The organism is Aminobacter niigataensis (genome assembly GCF_014200015.1).
GTDB classification, from domain to species: Bacteria; Pseudomonadota; Alphaproteobacteria; order Rhizobiales; family Rhizobiaceae; genus Aminobacter; species Aminobacter niigataensis.
This window is the reverse complement of record NZ_JACHOT010000007.1, coordinates 86,468-105,040: the sequence shown is the minus strand read 5'-3', so window position 1 is coordinate 105,040 and position 18,573 is coordinate 86,468. Positions and strand designations below refer to the sequence as shown.

15 protein-coding genes are annotated in these 18,573 nt (G+C 63.6%); 13 read left to right on the top strand and 2 right to left on the bottom strand.

The genetic code is table 11. The features are described from left to right. The first annotated feature begins 184 nt into the window (after nucleotides 1–184). The 6 genes from GGQ99_RS21195 (at nucleotide 185) to GGQ99_RS21170 (ending at nucleotide 5,145) form a co-directional block, all read left to right on the top strand. On the top strand, nucleotides 185–2,461 hold the full coding sequence (locus GGQ99_RS21195) for an autotransporter outer membrane beta-barrel domain-containing protein (protein ID WP_183264081.1): 2,277 nt from the start codon (nucleotides 185–187) through the stop codon (nucleotides 2,459–2,461). Nucleotides 2,462–2,617: 156 nt separating this feature from the next. Beyond that, nucleotides 2,618–2,977 (top strand): ArsR/SmtB family transcription factor, encoded by a 360-nt coding sequence (locus GGQ99_RS21190; protein WP_108609439.1) that lies wholly within the window; start codon nucleotides 2,618–2,620, stop codon nucleotides 2,975–2,977. Further along, nucleotides 2,961–3,440 carry an SRPBCC family protein gene (locus tag GGQ99_RS21185; protein ID WP_183264080.1) on the top strand — a complete coding sequence of 160 codons (480 nt, stop codon included), beginning with the start codon at nucleotides 2,961–2,963 and terminating at the stop codon, nucleotides 3,438–3,440. The genes GGQ99_RS21190 and GGQ99_RS21185 overlap by 17 nt, the downstream gene beginning before the upstream one ends. A gap of 105 nt (nucleotides 3,441–3,545) precedes the next feature. Beyond that, on the top strand, nucleotides 3,546–3,995 hold the full coding sequence (locus GGQ99_RS21180; protein WP_183264079.1) for a GFA family protein: 450 nt from the start codon (nucleotides 3,546–3,548) through the stop codon (nucleotides 3,993–3,995). 86 nt (nucleotides 3,996–4,081) lie between these two features. Beyond that, nucleotides 4,082–4,852 (top strand): DUF899 domain-containing protein, encoded by a 771-nt coding sequence (locus GGQ99_RS21175; protein ID WP_210307975.1) that lies wholly within the window; start codon nucleotides 4,082–4,084, stop codon nucleotides 4,850–4,852. Nucleotides 4,853–4,941: 89 nt separating this feature from the next. Then, a complete protein-coding gene (locus GGQ99_RS21170; RefSeq protein ID WP_159091734.1) occupies nucleotides 4,942–5,145 on the top strand; it encodes a hypothetical protein in 204 nt (67 codons plus the stop codon). 31 nt (nucleotides 5,146–5,176) lie between these two features. Here the strand turns inward: GGQ99_RS21170 and GGQ99_RS21165 are convergent, their stop codons facing one another. Beyond that, the gene (locus GGQ99_RS21165) at nucleotides 5,177–6,979 is read right to left on the bottom strand and encodes an IlvD/Edd family dehydratase (RefSeq protein WP_183264077.1); all 1,803 of its coding nucleotides are present in this window, start codon (nucleotides 6,977–6,979) and stop codon (nucleotides 5,177–5,179) included. Between the two features lie 183 nt (nucleotides 6,980–7,162). Here GGQ99_RS21165 and GGQ99_RS21160 point away from each other — a divergent pair, with 183 nt between their 5' ends. Beyond that, the gene (locus GGQ99_RS21160) at nucleotides 7,163–7,615 is read left to right on the top strand and encodes an SRPBCC domain-containing protein (protein ID WP_183264183.1); all 453 of its coding nucleotides are present in this window, start codon (nucleotides 7,163–7,165) and stop codon (nucleotides 7,613–7,615) included. A 1,003-nt stretch (nucleotides 7,616–8,618) separates the two neighbouring features. Here GGQ99_RS21160 and GGQ99_RS21155 read toward each other — a convergent pair. After that, complete coding sequence (locus tag GGQ99_RS21155) at nucleotides 8,619–10,907, bottom strand: long-chain-fatty-acid--CoA ligase (protein ID WP_281380084.1); 2,289 nt, start codon at nucleotides 10,905–10,907, stop codon at nucleotides 8,619–8,621. Nucleotides 10,908–11,385: 478 nt separating this feature from the next. On the opposite strand from GGQ99_RS21155, the gene GGQ99_RS21150 reads away from it, so the two are divergent. The 6 genes from GGQ99_RS21150 (at nucleotide 11,386) to GGQ99_RS21125 (ending at nucleotide 18,538) form a co-directional block, all read left to right on the top strand. Further along, nucleotides 11,386–12,981, top strand: coding sequence for an ABC transporter substrate-binding protein (locus GGQ99_RS21150; protein WP_108609433.1), 1,596 nt, complete (start codon nucleotides 11,386–11,388; stop codon nucleotides 12,979–12,981). 109 nt (nucleotides 12,982–13,090) lie between these two features. Further along, entirely contained in the window at nucleotides 13,091–14,095 is a 1,005-nt protein-coding gene (locus tag GGQ99_RS21145; protein ID WP_108609432.1) for an ABC transporter permease subunit, read from the top strand. A gap of 9 nt (nucleotides 14,096–14,104) precedes the next feature. Beyond that, nucleotides 14,105–15,013: an ABC transporter permease subunit gene (locus GGQ99_RS21140; protein WP_108609431.1), complete on the top strand. Its 909-nt coding sequence runs from the start codon at nucleotides 14,105–14,107 to the stop codon at nucleotides 15,011–15,013. 1 nt (nucleotide 15,014) lies between these two features. Beyond that, nucleotides 15,015–15,866 carry an ABC transporter ATP-binding protein gene (locus GGQ99_RS21135; RefSeq protein ID WP_108609430.1) on the top strand — a complete coding sequence of 284 codons (852 nt, stop codon included), beginning with the start codon at nucleotides 15,015–15,017 and terminating at the stop codon, nucleotides 15,864–15,866. Further along, nucleotides 15,863–16,690, top strand: a complete 828-nt coding sequence (locus GGQ99_RS21130) for an ABC transporter ATP-binding protein (protein ID WP_183264076.1) — start codon at nucleotides 15,863–15,865, stop codon at nucleotides 16,688–16,690. Before GGQ99_RS21135 ends, GGQ99_RS21130 begins: the two co-directional genes overlap by 4 nt. Before the next feature lie 240 nt (nucleotides 16,691–16,930). Next, complete coding sequence (locus GGQ99_RS21125) at nucleotides 16,931–18,538, top strand: ABC transporter substrate-binding protein (protein WP_183264075.1); 1,608 nt, start codon at nucleotides 16,931–16,933, stop codon at nucleotides 18,536–18,538. The last annotated feature ends 35 nt before the right edge of the window (nucleotides 18,539–18,573 follow it).

Below are 18,573 nucleotides of genomic sequence, written 5' to 3'. Positions count from 1 at the left end.
GTCAATGGTCAGGTCAATGCGCCGGGCTGTTGCTGTGGTCGCCTCGAAGCTGATGGAAAGGAAGTGACGGCCATCGGCATCGTTGTGCCGCCATGCTCGAATTTCATTCCCAAATGGGAACTGTTCGCCTGCCGAAATGCGGCTACTGGCCTTGATCGGACTTCTTTGGCAGTGGGCGGGGGCAATGAAGGTCAAGCGGTACCAGGTACTATTCTGCGGCGTTGCCGCATCCACGATTGTGCTGGCGCAGGCGGCATCTGCCGACAGCTTCACCATCGTCAATGGACAGGCCGTCGGCACCACCCAGATACTCGACACCGCGGGCGACGTCGGCACGGTAGAGGCGGGAGGAACCGTCGATGTACCTGCCGGGCATGGTATCGAAGCCACCGTCGACGGTGTGACCATCACCAATGCGGGTAGCGTCAGCGCCGCGGCATTCGGGGCTTCCGGCATCTACTCCGAGGACGGCAACACGATCACCAATGCGGGCACGGTGACGGGCGGGGATGTTGGCATCCGCGCCAACGACGGCAACGCCATTGCCAACTCGGGCACGCTAACGGGCGGACTATTTGGTATCCGTGCCTTTCACAACAACACCATCACCAATACGGGCGAGGTCACCGGCGGTTGGTCTGGCATTCACGCCTGGGACAACAACACTATCGCCAACTCGGGCACGGCCTCGGGCGGGCTGTTTGGCATCTACGCCAACGACGGCAGCACCATTACCAACTCGGGCATGAGCTCGAGCGCGGACATCGGCATCGGCGTCGACAACTCCAACACCATCACCAATGCGGGCATTGCTGAGGGTGGGCTCAGCGGCATCCGCGGCCTTGACAACAACATCATTGTGAATTCGGGCACGGCTACTGGCGCGAACTTCCTGTCCGCAGGCATCCAAGCCGGTGACGGCAACACCGTCATCAACACGGGCACGGCAAAGGGCGACTATGGCATCCAGGCAGACGAATCCAACACCATCATCAATGCTGGTGATGTAACCAGTATAGGCTCGGGGCTTGCTGGCATCGCCGTCATCGATAACAACACAATCACCAATACTGGCGCGATAACCAGCATCGGTGCGAGCAGTTCTGCCATCTGGCTCCAGAACAATAATACGATCACCAATGCGGGCGCCGCCACAGGTGTTCGTTATGGGATCCGCTCTGGCAGCTTCAACACCGTCACCAATACGGGGACGGCCAGCGGCAACATCGGCATCGCGGCCAGTAGCTCCAACACCATCACCAACTCGGGCACGATTGTCGGCAGCGCGTCTGCTGTTCATCTGGTTGGCACCGGCAACACGCTGAACCTGCTGGCCGGCAGCAACATCCAGGGCATGCTGGCGCTCGGCACCGGCAACATGCTCAACATCGATATCGGCCTCAGTTCGGCCTTTGCCTATACCGGCACGCCGACCATCAACACCTTCGGCCTGCCAAGCCACGACAGCGGTAGCGTCGTTTATGTCGTCGACCCGACCGGTTTTTCCACCGCCGACGAGATGGTCGCCGACTTGACCGGGGTCGTGGCCGGCGCGCTCGATGAACGCTTTACCGCGGCGCGCAGCGGCCCCGTTGCTGTCGGCGACGGCGCCGAGGGCGCCGGCACGGTCGCCTGGCTCACAGCTCTCGGCAGCCATCGCGACCAGAAAACCGACGGCCTCGACGCAGGCTTCGACAACCAGATCGGCGGCTTGATGGCCGGCGCCGACGGGGCAATCGGCGAGGGCTGGCGCGGCGGCTTGTTCATCGGCGCCGCCGCAAGCCGCATGCGGACAGACCGGGACTCCCAGGCCATCGACACCGGCAACTATTTCGCCGGCGGCTATGCGGGTTTTTCAGGCCCCGGCGGCTTCGTCGACTTGTCGCTGACGGCTGGCCTGTCGGATTTTTCCAGCGACCGGCGCGTCGCCAACAACTTGGCTCCTGGCGGTTTCGAGCATGCCGAAGCCGACTACAACGGCGTCTTCATCAGCCCCTCGGTCACCTTCGGCAGGGATTTTTCAATGGCCAATGGCGGCGTCGTCACGCCGAGCCTGCGGGCGCGCTACGCCGGGCTGTTCCTTGGCAGCTACGAGGAAAGCGGATCAGCAGCGAACATCAGCGTCGACAACCGCACGGTAAACGTGTTCGAGCTGCGCGGGCAGTTGGCCTATGGCCTGGCACCGTGGCAGGCCGAAAACGGCATCTTCCGCGCAACGCTGCGCGCCGGCGCGGACGGTGTCTTTTCCGATGGCGGCAGCATCGAAGCGGGAATTGCCGGCAACCCGCTCGATTTCGCGGCGGTCGACGGCTCCGACCAGATCCTGCGCGGCTTTGCCGGCTTCGATGCGGCCTATGCCACGGCAGGCGGCGCAAGCTTCAATGTCGGGACCGAACTTGGCTACGACAGCAACAGCGCCTTCACCGCAAGGGCCGAAATCGGTTTTGACATGCCGCTGTAGCGAGGCTGCTTCTTTCCTTCCCGGAGGTTTGCTCCCTGGATGGAGCTTTCTGGGAGCTCGGCCGCGCGTGCCTGGCGCATTTAGCGGCCCGAGCTTGACAGAGAAACTTGTCCGCTGTAGTTAACAAGTATGTTAATTAACAGTCGTGCTAAATAAATGACCGAAGATCGCCTCGATGCTACGTTCGCCAGCCTCGCCGACCCGACGAGGCGAGCCATTCTCGCCCGGCTGGCGCAAGGGGAGGCGACGGTCAACGAACTGGCAGAACCGTTCGAGATGAGCCTGCCGGCCATCTCTAGGCATCTGAAGGTACTTGAGCGCGCCGGCCTCATCAGCCGAGGCCGCGAGGCGCAGTGGCGGCCGTGCCGGCTGGAGGCCGGGCCGCTCAAGGACATCGCCAACTGGGTCGAGCACTATCGCCGCTTCTGGGATGCGAGCTTCGACCGCATGGCCGACTATCTCAAGGAACTGCAGACAGTGAAAACCAAGGGAGACCGGGATGACCGCAAGAACTGACGCCGTCGCAGCACAGTCGCTTTCGCTCGAATTCTCCAGGGTCTTCGATGCGCCGCCGGTTCTCGTCTTCAAGATGTGGTCGAGCCCTGAGCACCTGACCCGCTGGTGGGGTCCGAAAGGCTTCACCTCGGCCGTCAAGAAACTCGAATTCCACAAGGGTGGGCGCTACCACTTCCTCATCCTCGGCCCAGGCGGCCAGGATGACAGCATGTCGTCCGGTATGTCCGGCACGTTCCGCGAAATCGTCGAGGGCGAAAAGATCGTCTTCACCTTCGCCTGGGACTACGACCCCGAGTGGCAGACGCTGGTGACGGTGACGCTTGTGGCCGAAGGCACGGGAACGCGGCTGACCTTCCGGCAGGAGCCGTTCCTCGATATCGAAACGCGCGACTCGCATCTGGGTGGTTGGGGCGAATGCCTCGATCGCCTGGCCGACGCGCTCGCCGGCCGTCCCGTGGTCTGAGTTTTGCGCGCCAGACCGGCGCGCGACGACTGCCTGTCTTGAAACTGCGCTTGCCGAGGGTCGTCGCCGATCCTCGGAACGATGCGCCATGCCGAGGAGCGACGAATGCTGAAATCCTATCGCGGCAGCTGCCATTGCGGAGCAGTCCATTTCGAATGCCAGCTCGATCTCGCGCCCGAGGGCCAGCGCTCGAAGCCAGAACTCGACGGTGTCTGGTGGACGTCGAGCTTCCGCTGCAATTGCTCCTGGTGCGCCAAGACGCGGTTCTGGAAGGGTTTTGCCCGCCCGTCCGGTTTCCGCGTCACTTCTGGAGCCGACATGCTGACCGAATACCGCTTCGGCGAGGCCGCCATCCGCCACACCTTCTGCAGCCGCTGCGGCGTCCATCCCTTCGCCACCGCGAGCTTCGAGCCGATGGGCGGCGATTTCCACGCCGTGAACATCGCCTGCCTTGATGACGTTCCGCCCGAAGAATTGGCCGCCATTCCGATCATCTTCGAGGACGGTCGCAACGACGCCTGGGACAGGCCGCCGGCGGTGACGTCCTACCTGTAGCCCACGCACTGACAGTTTGAAGCCGAGCATGACGGCCGCAATCCTGCGGCCGATAGGAAACTTGTGTCCAAACGATGGAGAGCAAGATGCAGCATGAAATCGTATCGAAAGAGCAGTGGGTGGTGGCGCGGCGCGCGTTGCTCGCCAAGGAAAAGGCGATGACCCGCGCTCGTGACCAACTCAGCGCCGAGCGGCGCGAACTGCCCTGGGTTCGGATCGACAAGCCATACTTCTTCGACGGGCCCGAGGGCCGGCTGTCACTATCCGACCTGTTCGCTGGCCGCAGCCAGTTGTTCATCAAGCATTTCATGATGGGCCCGGGCCAGCAACACCACTGCGTCGGCTGCTCGTTCGAGCTCGACAATGCCGAAGGCGTGCTCGTGCATCTCGAAAATCACGACGTCAGCTACGTCGCCGTGGCGCGTGCGCCGATTGTGGAAATCGAGGCGCTGAAGGCGCGCATGGGCTGGCGCGCGCGCTTCGTCTCGTCCTACGGCAGTGACTTCAACTTCGACTTCAATGTTTCCTACACACCCGAGCAACTGGTGGCGAAGAAGGCTACCTATAACTTCGGCCCGCTCGACTTCGAGATCGAGGATCTCTCCGGCGACAGCGTCTTCTACAAGGACGATAACGGCCAGATATTCCTGACTTATGCCAACTTCGGCCGCGGCAGCGAAATGTATCTTGGTGCCTACGGCATTCTCGATGCCATGCCCAAGGGCCGCAACGAAAACGGGACTTCCAACGACCTGACAAGCTGGGTGCGGCCGCACGACATGTATGGCAAGGGCGGCATGGTCGAGCCGACGGGCCGCTATCACCCGGCCGATTGCGGCTGCGGCAAGCACGTCTGAGCGATATGTGCTGCGCGCTGGCCGGCCTGATGCTTGCGATGGTCGCCATATGGCGGCGGCTGCTCGCTGTGGCGTCAGGCTGGTGTCGCATGCTGCGATGGGCTGCGGTGTTCGCCGCGGCCCTGGTGCTTGGTGTCGGTGCTGCTGCTGCCGCCGCGCAGCATTTCGGCCACTACGCCGAACGCGCCGACGCCAACCGGCGCACGGTGCTTGCCGAGGTGCTCGCCCAGCCAATCTGCGCCGGCACGCCGGCGAGCCGTTCGAAAGATCAGCTGCTGTCGCAACTCGACTGACCAATGCGTCTGGTTCCCGCGCGGCGATCCCTCAGTGATTGTCGCGTGGAATACCCTTGGTCTGGGCGACGCGCTGGTATTTCACTGCCGGCTTCAGCACCATGCCGTCCGACAGCTGGTCGACCATGCCGCGCTGGATCTCCTGCCACGGCGTCTGGTGCGCCGGGAAATGGTAGCCGCCATTGGCCTGCAACTCGGCGCGGCGACGGGCAAGCTCGTCGTCGCTGATGAGGATGTCGGCGGTGCCTTTCCTGAGGTCGATGCGCACCCGGTCGCCTGACTTCAGCAACGCCAGTCCGCCGCCGATGGCCGCCTCCGGCGAGGCGTTGAGGATCGACGGCGAGCCCGACGTGCCCGACTGGCGCCCGTCGCCGATGCAGGGAAGCGAATGGATGCCGCGCTTGAGCAGGTAGGCCGGCGGCTGCATGTTGACCACCTCGGCACCGCCGGGATAGCCGACGGGGCCCGCGCCGCGCATGAAAAGCACCGTGTTCTCATCGATGTTTTCGGCCGGGTCGTCGATGCGGGCGTGATAATCCTCCGGCCCGTCGAACACTTTTGCTGTGCCTTCGAAGGCTTCCGGATCGCGTGGGTTCGACAGATAACGGTCTCGGAATTCCTTCGAGATCACGCTGGTCTTCATGATCGCGCTGTCGAACAGATTGCCCCTGAGGTTGATGAAGCCGGCATCCGTCTTCAGCGGCTCGGCGACCGGCCGGATCACCTTGGGGTCCATGTTTTCGGCACCGGCGCAGTTCTCGCCCATGGTCTTGCCATTGGCGGTGGCCGCATCCGGATGGGGCAGCAGGCCCGCCTTCATCAGTTCGGCGACCACCGCCGGCACGCCGCCGGCATGGTGATAGTCCTCGCCGAGATATTCGCCGGCCGGCTGCAAATTGACCAGCAGCGGCACATGATGGCCGACCTTTTGCCAGTCGTCATTGTCGAGCGGCACGCCGAGATGGCGGGCAATCGCGTTGAGGTGGATCGGCGCGTTGGTCGAGCCGCCGATCGCCGAATTGACGACGATGGCGTTCTCGAACGCCGCGCGCGTCATGATGTCGGACGGCTTCAGGTCCTCGCGCACCATGTCGACGATGCGCTTGCCGGTCTCGTAGGAGATCTGGCCGCGCTCGCGATAGGGCGCGGGGATGGCCGCCGAGCCCGGCAGTTGCATGCCCAGCGCCTCGGCTAGGCTGTTCATCGTCGTTGCCGTGCCCATGGTGTTGCAGTAGCCGACCGAGGGTGCGGACGATGCGACGATGTCCATGAACTGGTCGTAGTCGATCTCGCCGGCCGACAGTCTTTCGCGCGATTCCCATACCACCGTGCCCGAGCCGGTGCGTTTGCCCTTGTGCCAGCCGTTGAGCATCGGCCCGACCGACAGCGCGATCGCCGGGATGTTGACGGTCGCCGCCGCCATCAGCAGCGCCGGCGTGGTCTTGTCGCAGCCGATGGTCAGCACCACGCCGTCGAGCGGATAGCCGTAAAGCACCTCGACGAGGCTGAGATAGGCGAGGTTGCGGTCGAGCGCGGCGGTCGGGCGCTTGCCGGTTTCCTGGATCGGGTGGCACGGGAACTCGAACGGCACGCCGCCGGCAGCGACGATGCCCTCGCGCACCCGCTTGGCCAGCTCGATGTGGTGGCGATTGCACGGTGACAGGTCCGAGCCGGTCTGGGCGATGCCGATCAGCGGCTTGCCCGACTGCAGCTCCGCGCGTGTCAGGCCGAAATTCAGATAGCGCTCGAGATAGAGCGCGGTCATGCCGGGATTATCGGGATTGTCGAACCACTCCTGCGAACGGAGCTTCTTCGTCGTCTTTTGGCCGGCCATCGATTTCTCCCGTATTCCGACCTGCATCGTTATTCCAAGCACGAAAACGCTACAAGCGCGATGCCGGAGCGTGTGCCGTGGCTGCCGGCCGAGGGCGCTGCCTGGCGTGGCTCCGGCGCGATGGACAAGCCCGATTTGCTGCGTTACCCCTCGTTTGGTCAGTTCATTTGGGAGGGATTTGCCGTGGCTCTGGTGATCGAAGGCGAAGAGAAGATCGCAGCCCCCATCGACGTGGTCTGGAAGGCGCTGAACGACCCCGCGATCCTGAAGGAGAGCATTCCGGGCTGCGAGAGCCTGGAGATGTCGTCGCCGACCGAAATGGCCGCCAAGGTGGTTCTCAAGATCGGCCCGATCAAGGCGACCTTCGCCGGCGAGGTCACGCTCAAGAACCTCAAGCCACCGCATTCCTACACCATCGAAGGCGAGGGCAAGGGCGGCATCGCCGGCTTCGCCAAGGGCGGCGCGGATGTCACGCTCACCGAGGACGGTCCTGACGCGACCATCCTCAAATACGCGGCCAAGGCCGATGTCGGCGGCAAGATCGCCCAACTCGGCAGCCGCCTGATCACTTCGACGTCGAAGAAGCTGGCCGGGCAGTTTTTCTCTACCTTCGGCGAGAAGGTGGGCGGAGCATAAGCCCCTTCTCCCCTTGTGGGAGAAGGTGGCCGAGCGAAGCGAGGTCGGATGAGGGGTGTTGGACGGAGCTCGACTTCCGGGTGCCCACCAATGTTTCCTATTGTCGCCTCTCATTTCTTCCAACACCCCTTGCATGTTTGGGCTGCGCGCCAACCTGCCTTCTCCCACAAGGGGGAGAAGGCAGGTTCTCGCCTTGCCACACCCCGTTTCCGGTCTGGCTATTGTTTGAGGTTCGGGAAGCGGGGCGCGAGGCCGTGCCTTCCGATTGTAATTATGTGGCGCGACGTTCGCGCCCCGCCCGATGTTCTTGCCCCGCTCAGTCGCCTCGGCTTTCACCGCCAGCCGCCGCAAGGCCCGGATTTGGGGGCTCATCACCCAGCAGGAGATCCGACCTCCTGCCAGCCCGGCACCGGCGCTTCCCCCCGCTGCCCGGTGCGCACCGGAGTCCCGTGGAAGATCGCAAGGGGAATCATACGGGAGGCGGAGAGGGGGTTGAAAAACGGGGACGGTCTATCCACACGGATTGCTGACAGATGATGACAGTTTCGGGATGCGCTGGGCGTTGATTCTGGACCGCAGCGGCAGCTGCCACTTCACGGCATGGATCCCCGGGTCTCCGCACGTCGCTGCGCTCCTGCTCCGCCCGAGGATGACGAAGGCATGTAGGCTTCCGGCTAATCTCCAAGATGGCATTTGGCAGGAAATGCCGGCATGCGCCCGCAAAGATAAAGGCATGTTCAAAGGATCGTGTTTGGTGCCAATCGTCGACGTCCGCGATTTGCCTAGGGCGTAGATGCCTTCGTCATCCACGGGCGGAGCAGGAGCGAAGCGAGTGCGGAGACCCGGGGATCCATGCCGTGAAAGTTCCGCCATGCTGACGGTTCCAGCGAATTCGCCAGCTGAGGATCGGGGACGCAGTGAGCCGCGCCAGAATGCCACAAAAAACAGCCACCGTGGAGAACTTCTCCACGGTGGCAGCGTGTTCATCGCGATCGAGCGGAAACTAACCCCTCAGTTCGCGCCTGAGAATCTTGCCGACATTGGTCTTCGGCAGCTCGGTGCGGAACTCGATGTATTTCGGCCGCTTGTAGCCGGTCAGGTTTTCGCGGCAGTAGGCGATCAGCGTCTCGACGGTGAGGTCGGGATCCTTGCGCACGACGAACAGTTTGGGCACTTCGCCCGAATGCTCGTCCGGCACGCCGATGGCCGCGACTTCGAGCACGCCGGGATGCTGGGCGACGACGTCCTCGAGTTCGTTGGGATAGACGTTGAAGCCCGAGACCAGGATCATGTCCTTCTTGCGGTCGACGATCTTGGTGAAGCCGGCCTCGTCCATGAAGCCCATGTCGCCCGACTTGAAGTAGCCGTCCGGCGTCATCACCTTGGCGGTCTCGTCGGGCCGGTTCCAGTAGCCGGCCATCACCTGCGGTCCCTTGATGCAGATCTCGCCGACCTCGCCGAGCGGCATGTCGTTGCCGTCCTCGTCGCGGATGGCGATGTCGGTCGAGGGCAGGGGCAGGCCGATGGTGCCGGTGAAGTCGGGCGACGAGCACTTGTTGGCGGTCGCCACCGGCGAGGTCTCCGACAGGCCGTAGCCCTCGGTGATGTGGTTGCCTGTCGCCTTCTTCCAGCGTTCGGCGACCGGCCGTTGCACGGCCATGCCGCCGCCGAGCGAGAGGATCAGGCCGCTGAAGTCGAGCTTGCGGAAATCCTCGTTGTTGGTCAGCGCGTTGAACAGCGTGTTGAGGCCGGGGAAGATGTTGAAGTTGAACTTGCCCAGTTCCTTGACGAAGCCGGGGATGTCGCGCGGATTGGGGATGAGCACGTTGAGGGCGCCTTGCTGCATGCCCATCAGCGCGTTCACCGTCAGCGCGAAGATATGGTAGAGCGGCAGCGCGCAGACAAAGGTCAGGTGCGGCGGCTTGGGCCGCACCGTGTAGGCGTCCTCGACCCACAGCGCCAGCTGCGCGACATTGGCCAGCACGTTCGTGTGGATCAGCATCGCGCCCTTGGAAACGCCGGTCGTGCCGCCGGTATATTGCAGGAAGGCGATGTCGTCGGGGGCAACCGCGACGGGCTTGAGGCTCTTGCCCGAACCCTCCTTGAGCGCTGCCATGAACGTGACGTGGCCGGGCAACGACCAAGCCGGCACCAGCTTCTTGACGCGGCGCACGACCAGGTTGACCAGCACGCCCTTGAGCCCGAGCATCTCGCCCATCGAGGCGACGACGACGTGCTTGACGCCGGTCTTGGCGACGACCGCCTGCAGCGTGGTGGCGAAGTTCTCCAGGATGATGATGGCTTCCGCGCCCGAATCCTTGAGCTGGTGCTCGAGTTCGCGCGGGGTGTAGAGTGGGTTGACGTTGACGACGGTGTAGCCGGCGCGCAGCACCGCCATCATGGCGACCGGGTACTGCAGCACGTTGGGCATCATGATCGCCACGCGCGCGCCCTTGGCGAGGCCCTTCGACTGCAGCCAGGCGGCAAACGCCGTCGACATGCGGTCGAGCTCGCCATAGGTCAGCGACTTGCCCATGCAGGAGAAGGCGGGACGGCCGGCATAGGTCTGGCAGGCGGCGGTGAGCAGGTCGCCGATCGACTGGTAGGCCAGCGGCGCGATCTCGGCGGCCATGTTGGCGGGGTAGCTCTTCAGCCATGGCCTGGTGCCGGCCTTGACCGGGGTGGGCTTGGTGGCTGCCTTGGCCGCCGGCTCGGCCTTTGCCGCCGGAGACTTGGTGGCGGGCTTGGCCTTTGCCGCGGGAGACTTGGCGGCAGGCTTGGCCTTCATCGGCGCCGCGGCCTTGGCTGCGGGCTTCGGCATTTCGGCAAGCTTGGCCGGGGCGGCTTTGGTGGATTCGGATTTCGCAGCCACCGGCTTGGTCGCAGACTTGGCGGGCGCGGCGGGAGCAGCCTTCGCAGGTGCGACCTTGCCAGCAGGCGCGGTCGCTACCGGTTCGGCCCTGGCAGCAGCAGGCTTGGTTTCGGCCGGCTTTGCCTTGGTTGCAGCCGACTTGGGCGTTGCCGGCTTGGCACTGGCGGGCTTTGCCGGCGTGGCCTTCGCCTTGGCTGCTGGCGCGGCGGCTTTCGCCTCGGCCTTCCTTGCGGGAGCTGTCGTCTTGGCTGTCGGCTTGGCGGCGGGCTTCGCCGGGGCTGTCGATTTGGCGGCCTCGGCCTTCGGCGCGGCAGGCTTGGCGGTTGCCCTGGTTTCGGGCTTTTCCTTGCCGGCGGGTTTGGTGGCCGCCGTCTTCGTTGCGGTGTTTGCCGTACGCGCCTTGCCGGTAGATTTAGCCAATGCAGCCTCCCACGTTGTTCTTGTTTTTCCGGCTTGATGGACCGCCGGCATTCGCCCTCGTGATCAGTCGCAGCGCCGCAAGAACAGTGCCGCGTCGGGGCATGTTGTAGTTGTTTGTATTGCCACCTGACGTTAACGGCAAGTATCACCCAACGTCAGCTAGACACACGAATTGCGCTTTTTTTGGCACGGCTGGACCCGGCCACGACGCGGCCGGCCCGATATCGCGACCGGGACGGGATATGGCGTAGCGGACGCTGATAAAGCGGTTTCTGATGAAGCGTCGGCAAAGTTGAAATCGACTGCCCGGTAATGAAACTTCGAAAAAAACAGACTGTCTTCAAGTCATCTGTGGGTAATTTATTCTGCTTACCAAAGGGCACGTAGGCGGGGAGTTCCAAAGCTGAATAAACGGTGCTTATATGCGCGCCTGCGAGCCTGACGGGTAGGGCTTGGGAAAAATCATAGGGAGTGTTCAATGTTCAAAAAAACGACCTTTGCGGCCGCGTTGCTGGCTGCAACCGTCCTCAGCGGTGCGGCGAGCGCCAAGACGTTCGTCTACTGCTCGGAAGGTTCGCCGGAAGGCTTCGATCCGGGCCTCTACACTGCCGGCACGACTTTCGACGCTGCTGCGCACACCGTCTACAACCGCCTGCTCGAGTTCAAGAAGGGCACGACCGAGACCGAGCCGGGCCTGGCCGAGAGCTACACGATCTCCGACGACGGCCTGGAGTACACCTTCAAGCTGCGTCCGGGCGTCAAGTACCAGACCACCGAGTTCTTCACGCCGAGCCGTGACTTCAACGCCGATGACGTCGTCTTCTCCTTCGAGCGCCAGCTCAAGGCCGACAATCCCTGGAACAAGTACGTGACCGGCGCTTCGTGGGAATATTCCGCCGGCATGGGCTTCCCGGAAGTCATCAAGTCGGTCGAGAAGGTCGACGACCTGACGGTCAAGATCACGCTCACCCGCAAGGAAGCGCCGTTCCTCGCCAACATCGCGATGCCGTTCGCTTCGATCGTGTCGAAGGAATATGCCGACAAGCTGCAGGCCGACGGCAAGATGAACCAGATGAACCAGATGCCGCTCGGCACCGGTCCGTTCAGCTTCGTCGCCTACCAGCAGGACGCCATCATCCGCTACAAGGCCAACCCGGATTACTGGGGCGGCAAGCAGAAGATCGACGACCTGGTCTTCGCGATCACCCCTGACGCATCGGTTCGCTACCAGAAGCTGAAGGCCGGCGAATGCCACCTGATGCCGTTCCCGAACGCTGCAGACGTGGCCGCGATGAAGGCCGACACGAACCTGAAGGTGATGGAGCAGGAAGGCCTGAACGTTGCTTACCTGGCCTACAACACCACCCAGGCTCCGTTCGACAAGCCGGAAGTCCGCAAGGCGCTGAACCAGGCCATCAACAAGCAGGCGATCGTCGACGCCGTGTTCCAGGGTGCTGCCACCCCGGCAACCAACCCGATCCCGCCGACCATGTGGTCGTATAACAAGGCCGTCGAAGACGACAAATACGATCCGGAAGCCTCGAAGAAGGCACTTGAGGCAGCCGGCGTCAGCGGTCTCAAGATGAAGGTGTGGGCGATGCCGGTTTCGCGTCCCTACATGCTCAACGCCCGCCGCGCGGCCGAACTGATCCAGTCCGACTTCTCCAAGGTCGGCGTCGAGGTCGAGATCGTCTCCTACGAGTGGGCCGAATATCTCGACAAGTCGAAGGCCAAGGATCGTGACGGTGCCGTCATGCTCGGCTGGACCGGCGACAATGGCGATCCGGACAACTTCCTCGACACCCTGCTCGGTTGCGACGCCGTCGGCGGCAACAACCGCGCCCAGTGGTGCAACAAGGAGTTCGACGACCTGGTGACCAAGGCCAAGGAGACCAACGACCTGGCCGAGCGCACCAAGCTCTATGAGCAGGCGCAGGTGGTGTTCAAGAAGGACGCCCCCTGGGCGACCATCGACCACTCGCTGTCGGTCGTGCCGATGCGCAAGAACGTCGAAGGCTTCGTCCAGAGCCCGCTCGGCGACTTCGCCTTCGACGGAGTTGACATCACGGAGTAAGGTTGCCTAAACATGGCCAACCTGGGTTGGGGCGCTTGGACGACAAGCGCCCCAATGCACATTTTGTGCTACCCTTACCTTTCTCGGAACATTCACTTAAAGGTCTGACATGCTCCGGTTCCTATTGGGGCGGCTAGCCGTCCTCATCCCGACATTCGTCGGGGTTTCCATCATCGCATTCTCATTCATCCGACTTCTGCCCGGCGATCCCGTAGCCCTCCTGTCGGGCGAGCGCGTCATGTCGCCGGAGCGCCACGCGGAAATCTCCGCCCAGCTCGGTTTCGACCGGCCGATCGTCATCCAGTATCTCGACTACCTCTGGGGCGTCGTGCGGGGCGATTTCGGCACTTCGATCGTCACCAAGCGGCCGGTGGTCGACCAGTTCTTCGAGCTGTTCCCGGCGACCGTCGAGCTTTCGCTCTGCGCCATCATCTTCGCCGTCGTGCTCGGCATTCCCGCCGGCATGATCGCCGCCATCAAGCGCGGCTCCTTCGCCGACCAGGCGATGATGGGCACGGCGCTGGTCGGCTTTTCGATGCCGATCTTCTGGTGGGGCCTGCTGCTGATCATGCTGGTGTCCGGCATGCTCGGATGGACGCCCGTCTCCGGCCGCATCTCGCTGATGTATTACTTCCCGCCCGTCACCGGCTTCATGCTGATCGACTCGCTGCTGTCCGGCCAGGCCGGCGCCTTCAAGTCGGCCGTCAGCCACCTGATCCTGCCGACGATTGTGCTGGGCACCATCCCGCTTGCCGTCATTGCGCGCCAGACGCGCTCGGCGATGCTCGAAGTGCTGTCGGAAGACTATGTCCGCACCGCGCGCGCCAAGGGCCTGTCGACCTTCCGTGTCGTCGGCGTCCATGCGCTGCGCAACGCCATGATCCCGGTCGTCACCACGGTCGGCCTGCAGGTCGGCGTGATGCTCGCCGGCGCGATCCTGACCGAGACGATCTTCTCCTGGCCGGGCATCGGCAAGTGGATGGTCGATTCCGTGTCGCGGCGCGACTACGCCGTCATCCAGGGCGGCCTGCTGATGATCGCCGCCGTCATCATGCTGGTGAATCTTGCCGTGGACCTGCTTTACGGTCTCATCAATCCGCGCATCCGGCACTAGGAGGGCGTCATGTCTCAAGCTGCTGCAACAAGCGCCGTTTCGACTGATCCGTCCCGCCGGGCGCGACTGGCCGAATTCTGGTACTACTTCTCCGAAAACCGCGGCGCCGTCATCGGCCTCGTGTTCTTCATTTTCCTGGTTCTGCTGGCGATCTTCGCCCCGCTGATCGCACCGCACGATCCGACCCAGCAGTACCGCGACGCGGTCCTGGTTCCGCCGGTCTGGCAGGAGGGCGGCCGCGCCGACTTCCTGCTCGGCACCGACGCCGTCGGCCGCGACATGCTTTCGCGCCTGATCTTCGGCACCCAGTTCTCGCTGTTCGTCGGCGTCATCGTGACGACGCTGTCGCTGGTTGTAGGTGTCGTGTTCGGCGTGATCGCCGGCTACTTCCGCGGCTGGGTCGACACCGCCATCATGCGCGTGATGGACATCATCCTGGCCTTCCCGTCGCTGCTGCTGGCTCTCGTGCTGGTGGCCATCCTCGGGCCGGGCCTTGTCAACGCCATGATCGCCATCTCGCTCGTCTACCAGCCGCATTTCGTGCGCCTGGCCCGCGCCGCGGTGATGAGCGAAAAGAGCCGCGACTACGTCGTCGCCGCCAAGGTGGCCGGTGCCGGCCATATCCGCCTGATGTTCAAGACGATCCTGCCGAACTGCATGGCGCCGCTGATCGTCCAGGCGACGCTGTCGTTTTCGAGCGCCATTCTCGATGCCGCCGCACTGGGCTTCCTCGGCATGGGCGCGCAGCCGCCGACCCCGGAATGGGGCACGATGCTGGCCGAGGCCCGCGAGTTCATCCAGAGCAAATGGTGGGTGGTGACGCTCCCGGGCGTGGCGATCCTCATCACCGTTCTGGCGATCAACCTGATGGGCGACGGCCTGCGCGACGCGCTCGACCCGAAGCTGAAGAGGTCCTGACATGGCACTTCTTGAAATCGAAAACCTGGTCGTCGAATTCGAGACGGCCTCTGGCCCCTTCCGGGCGGTCAACGGCGTGTCGATGAAGGTTCACGAGGGCGAGGTTCTCGCCATCGTCGGCGAATCCGGTTCGGGCAAATCGGTGTCGATGCTGGCGGCGATGGGCCTCTTGCCCTGGACGGCCAAGGTCACGGCCGACAAACTGACCTTCAACGGCCGCGACCTGCTGTCGATGTCGGCCAACGAGCGGCGCAAGATCATCGGCAAGGAAATTGCCATGATCTTCCAGGAGCCGGTGGCCAGCCTCAACCCGTGCTTCACCGTCGGCTTCCAGATCGAGGAAGTGCTGCGCATGCATTTGGGGCTCGACAGAGCCGCGCGCCGCAAGCGGGCGATCGAGCTGTTCGAGGCGGTCGGCATTGCCGACCCGGCCGAGCGCCTCGGTTCCTACCCGCACCAGATGTCGGGTGGCCAGTGCCAGCGGGTGATGATCGCCATCGCGATCGCCTGCAACCCCAAGCTCCTGATCGCCGACGAGCCGACCACGGCACTCGACGTGACGATCCAGAAGCAGATCCTTGACCTGCTGATGAAGCTGCAGGCGGACTATGGCATGGGCCTGATCATGATCACCCACAACATGGGCGTGGTTGCCGAGACCGCCGACCGCGTGGTCGTGCAGTACAAGGGCCGCAAGATGGAAGAGGCCGACGTGCTGACGCTGTTCGAGAACCCCAAGAGCAACTACACGCGCGCGCTGCTGGCGGCATTGCCCGACAATGCGACCGGCGACCGGCTGCCGACGATCTCCGAACTGTTCGTCGACGACCAGATTGAAGGGGCAGCACGATGAGCGTCATTCTCGAAGCGCGCAACATCGTGCGCGACTACCATGTGCCCGGCAGCTTTCTGAAGAAAGCCAAGACCGTGCACGCCGTCAAAGGCGTGAGCTTCTCTGTCGAAAAGGGCAAGACGCTGGCCATCGTCGGCGAAAGCGGCTGCGGCAAGTCCACGCTCGGCCGCATCCTGACGCTGATCGATCCGGCGACGTCGGGCGATCTTCTGATCGAAGGCAAGAAGATCGACATCGCCAAGGGCGACCTGACGCCGGAGATGCGCCGCAAGGTGCAGATCGTCTTCCAGAACCCCTACGGCTCGCTCAACCCGCGCCAGAAGATCGGCGACATCCTGACCGAGCCGCTGGTCATCAACACCAAGACGCCCGCCGACGAACGCCGCGACCGGGCGATGACGCTGCTGAAGAAGGTCGGGCTCGAGGAGAAGCACTACAACCGCTATCCGCACATGTTCTCCGGCGGGCAGCGCCAGCGCATCGCCATTGCGCGTGCCCTGATGCTGAACCCGAAGCTGCTGGTGCTGGACGAGCCCGTCTCGGCGCTCGACCTGTCGGTGCAGGCACAGGTGCTGAACCTGCTCGCCGACCTGCAGGACGAGTTCCAGCTGACCTACGTCTTCATCAGCCACGACCTCAGTGTGGTGCGCTACATCGCCGACGAGGTGATGGTGATGTATTTCGGCGAGGCGGTCGAATATGGCAGCCGCGACGAGGTCTTCGCCGACCCCAAGCACAGCTACACCAAGACGCTGTTTGCGGCGACGCCGCGCGCCGATGTCGAAAGCATACGCGCCCGCCTGGCCAAGAAGAAGGCCGCCTGAACGGCGGCAGATATTCGACGCACGGTCTTATGCATCGGCCCGGAAATCGGCAGCGGTTTCCGGGCCGATGCATTTTCCGAGGCGTTTGCGCGGCATGGCATCGCGCAAAGAGCACAATGTTTTGGGCCAGCGCCGCAAAACGCCAATTTCGTCTCTCGCAAAACGGCTTTCCCGGATCATAATCCCGGCCATCATCTGATGGGCCGGCGATGTCGCCGTGCCGAGGGCATGGAGGCCGATATGGCGGGTTTCAAAATTTCCAGGCGCAGGGTCCTGGCAGGGTCGGCATTCCTTCTGGCGTCGACGGCCTTGCCATCGATCGGCTGGACGCAGGCGAAGAAAGGCGGGCGGCTGGTGGTGGCGGCCGACTCCGAGCCGCGCAACCTGAACCCGGCGATCGTCGCTTCCAACGGCGTGTTCTTCGTCGCAAGCAAGGTTGTCGAGCCGCTGGCCGAGGCCTCGTTCGACGGTGAGGGCGGGCTTGAGCCGCGGCTGGCGACGAGCTGGGAAGGCTCGGAGGACGGGTTGACTGTTACCTTCAAGCTGCGCGAGGGCGTGACCTGGCACGACGGCAAGCCCTTCACCTCGGCCGACGTGGCGTTTTCGGCGCTCAACGTCTGGAAACCTCTGCAGAACCTCGGCCGCGTCGTCTTCAAGAACCTGGAGGCGGTTGAGACACCCGACGAACACACCGCCGTCTTCAAGTTCTCCAAGCCGACGCCGCTGCAACTGATCAAGAACGCGCTGCCGGCGCTGACGTCGGTCGTGCCCAAGCATGTCTACGAGGGCAAGGACATCGCCGAGAACCCGGCCAACAATGCGCCCGTCGGCACCGGGCCGTTCAAGTTTGCCGAGCACAAGCCGGGCGAATATTACCGGCTCGAGCGGAACGACAAATACTGGGGCGAGAGCGAGCCGCAACTCGACGAGATCATCTACCGCGTGCTGCCTGACCGTGCGGCAGCGGCCGGTGCACTGGAGGCCGAAGAGATCCAGCTCGCCGCGTTTTCCGCCGTGCCTTTGGCCGACCTCGAGCGCATTTCCAAAGTGCCCGGCATCAGGGTGATCACGGAAGGATACGAGGCGCTGACCTACCAGCTCGTCGTCGAGATCAACCATCGCCGCAAGGAACTCGCCGATCTCAAGGTGCGCCAGGCGATCGCGCATGCCATCGACAAGGACTTCGTCGTCAAGACGATCTTCCTCGGCTACGCCAAGCCGGCGACCGGCATCGTGCCGCAGAACGACAAGCAGTTCTACACGCCTGATGTTGCGACCTATGGCTTCGACGTCGCCAAGGCCAATGCGCTGCTCGACGAGGCGGGCTATCCGAAGAAGGACGACGGCAAGCGTTTTGCCCTGAAGCTGTTGCCGGCGCCCTATTTCAATGAGACCAAGCAGTTCGGCGACTATCTGCGCCAGGCGCTGGCTGCCGTCGGCATCGACGCCGAACTGGTCAACAACGACTCGGCCGCGCACCAGAAGGCCGTCTACACCGACCATGCCTTCGACATCGCCATCGCCCCGCCTGTGTTCCGCGGCGACCCGGCGATCTCGACAACCATCCTGGTGCAGTCGGGTATCCCCGATGGCGTGCCGTTCTCCAACCAGGGCGGTTACAAGAACGACGCGCTCGACGCGCTGATCGCCAAGGCGGCGGAGACGCTGGATCCTGCGGCGCGCATCGAGCTCTACAAGGAGTTCCAGAAGAAGGTGGCGGCCGACCTGCCGCTGATCAACGTTGCCGAGTGGGGCTTCATCACAGTGGCGCGCGACACGGTGAAGAACGTGTCGAACAACCCGCGCTGGGCGGTTTCGAACTGGGCGGACACCTATGTCGAAACGTGACATCATCGCCTGAGCTGGGATGATGACCCGTTACT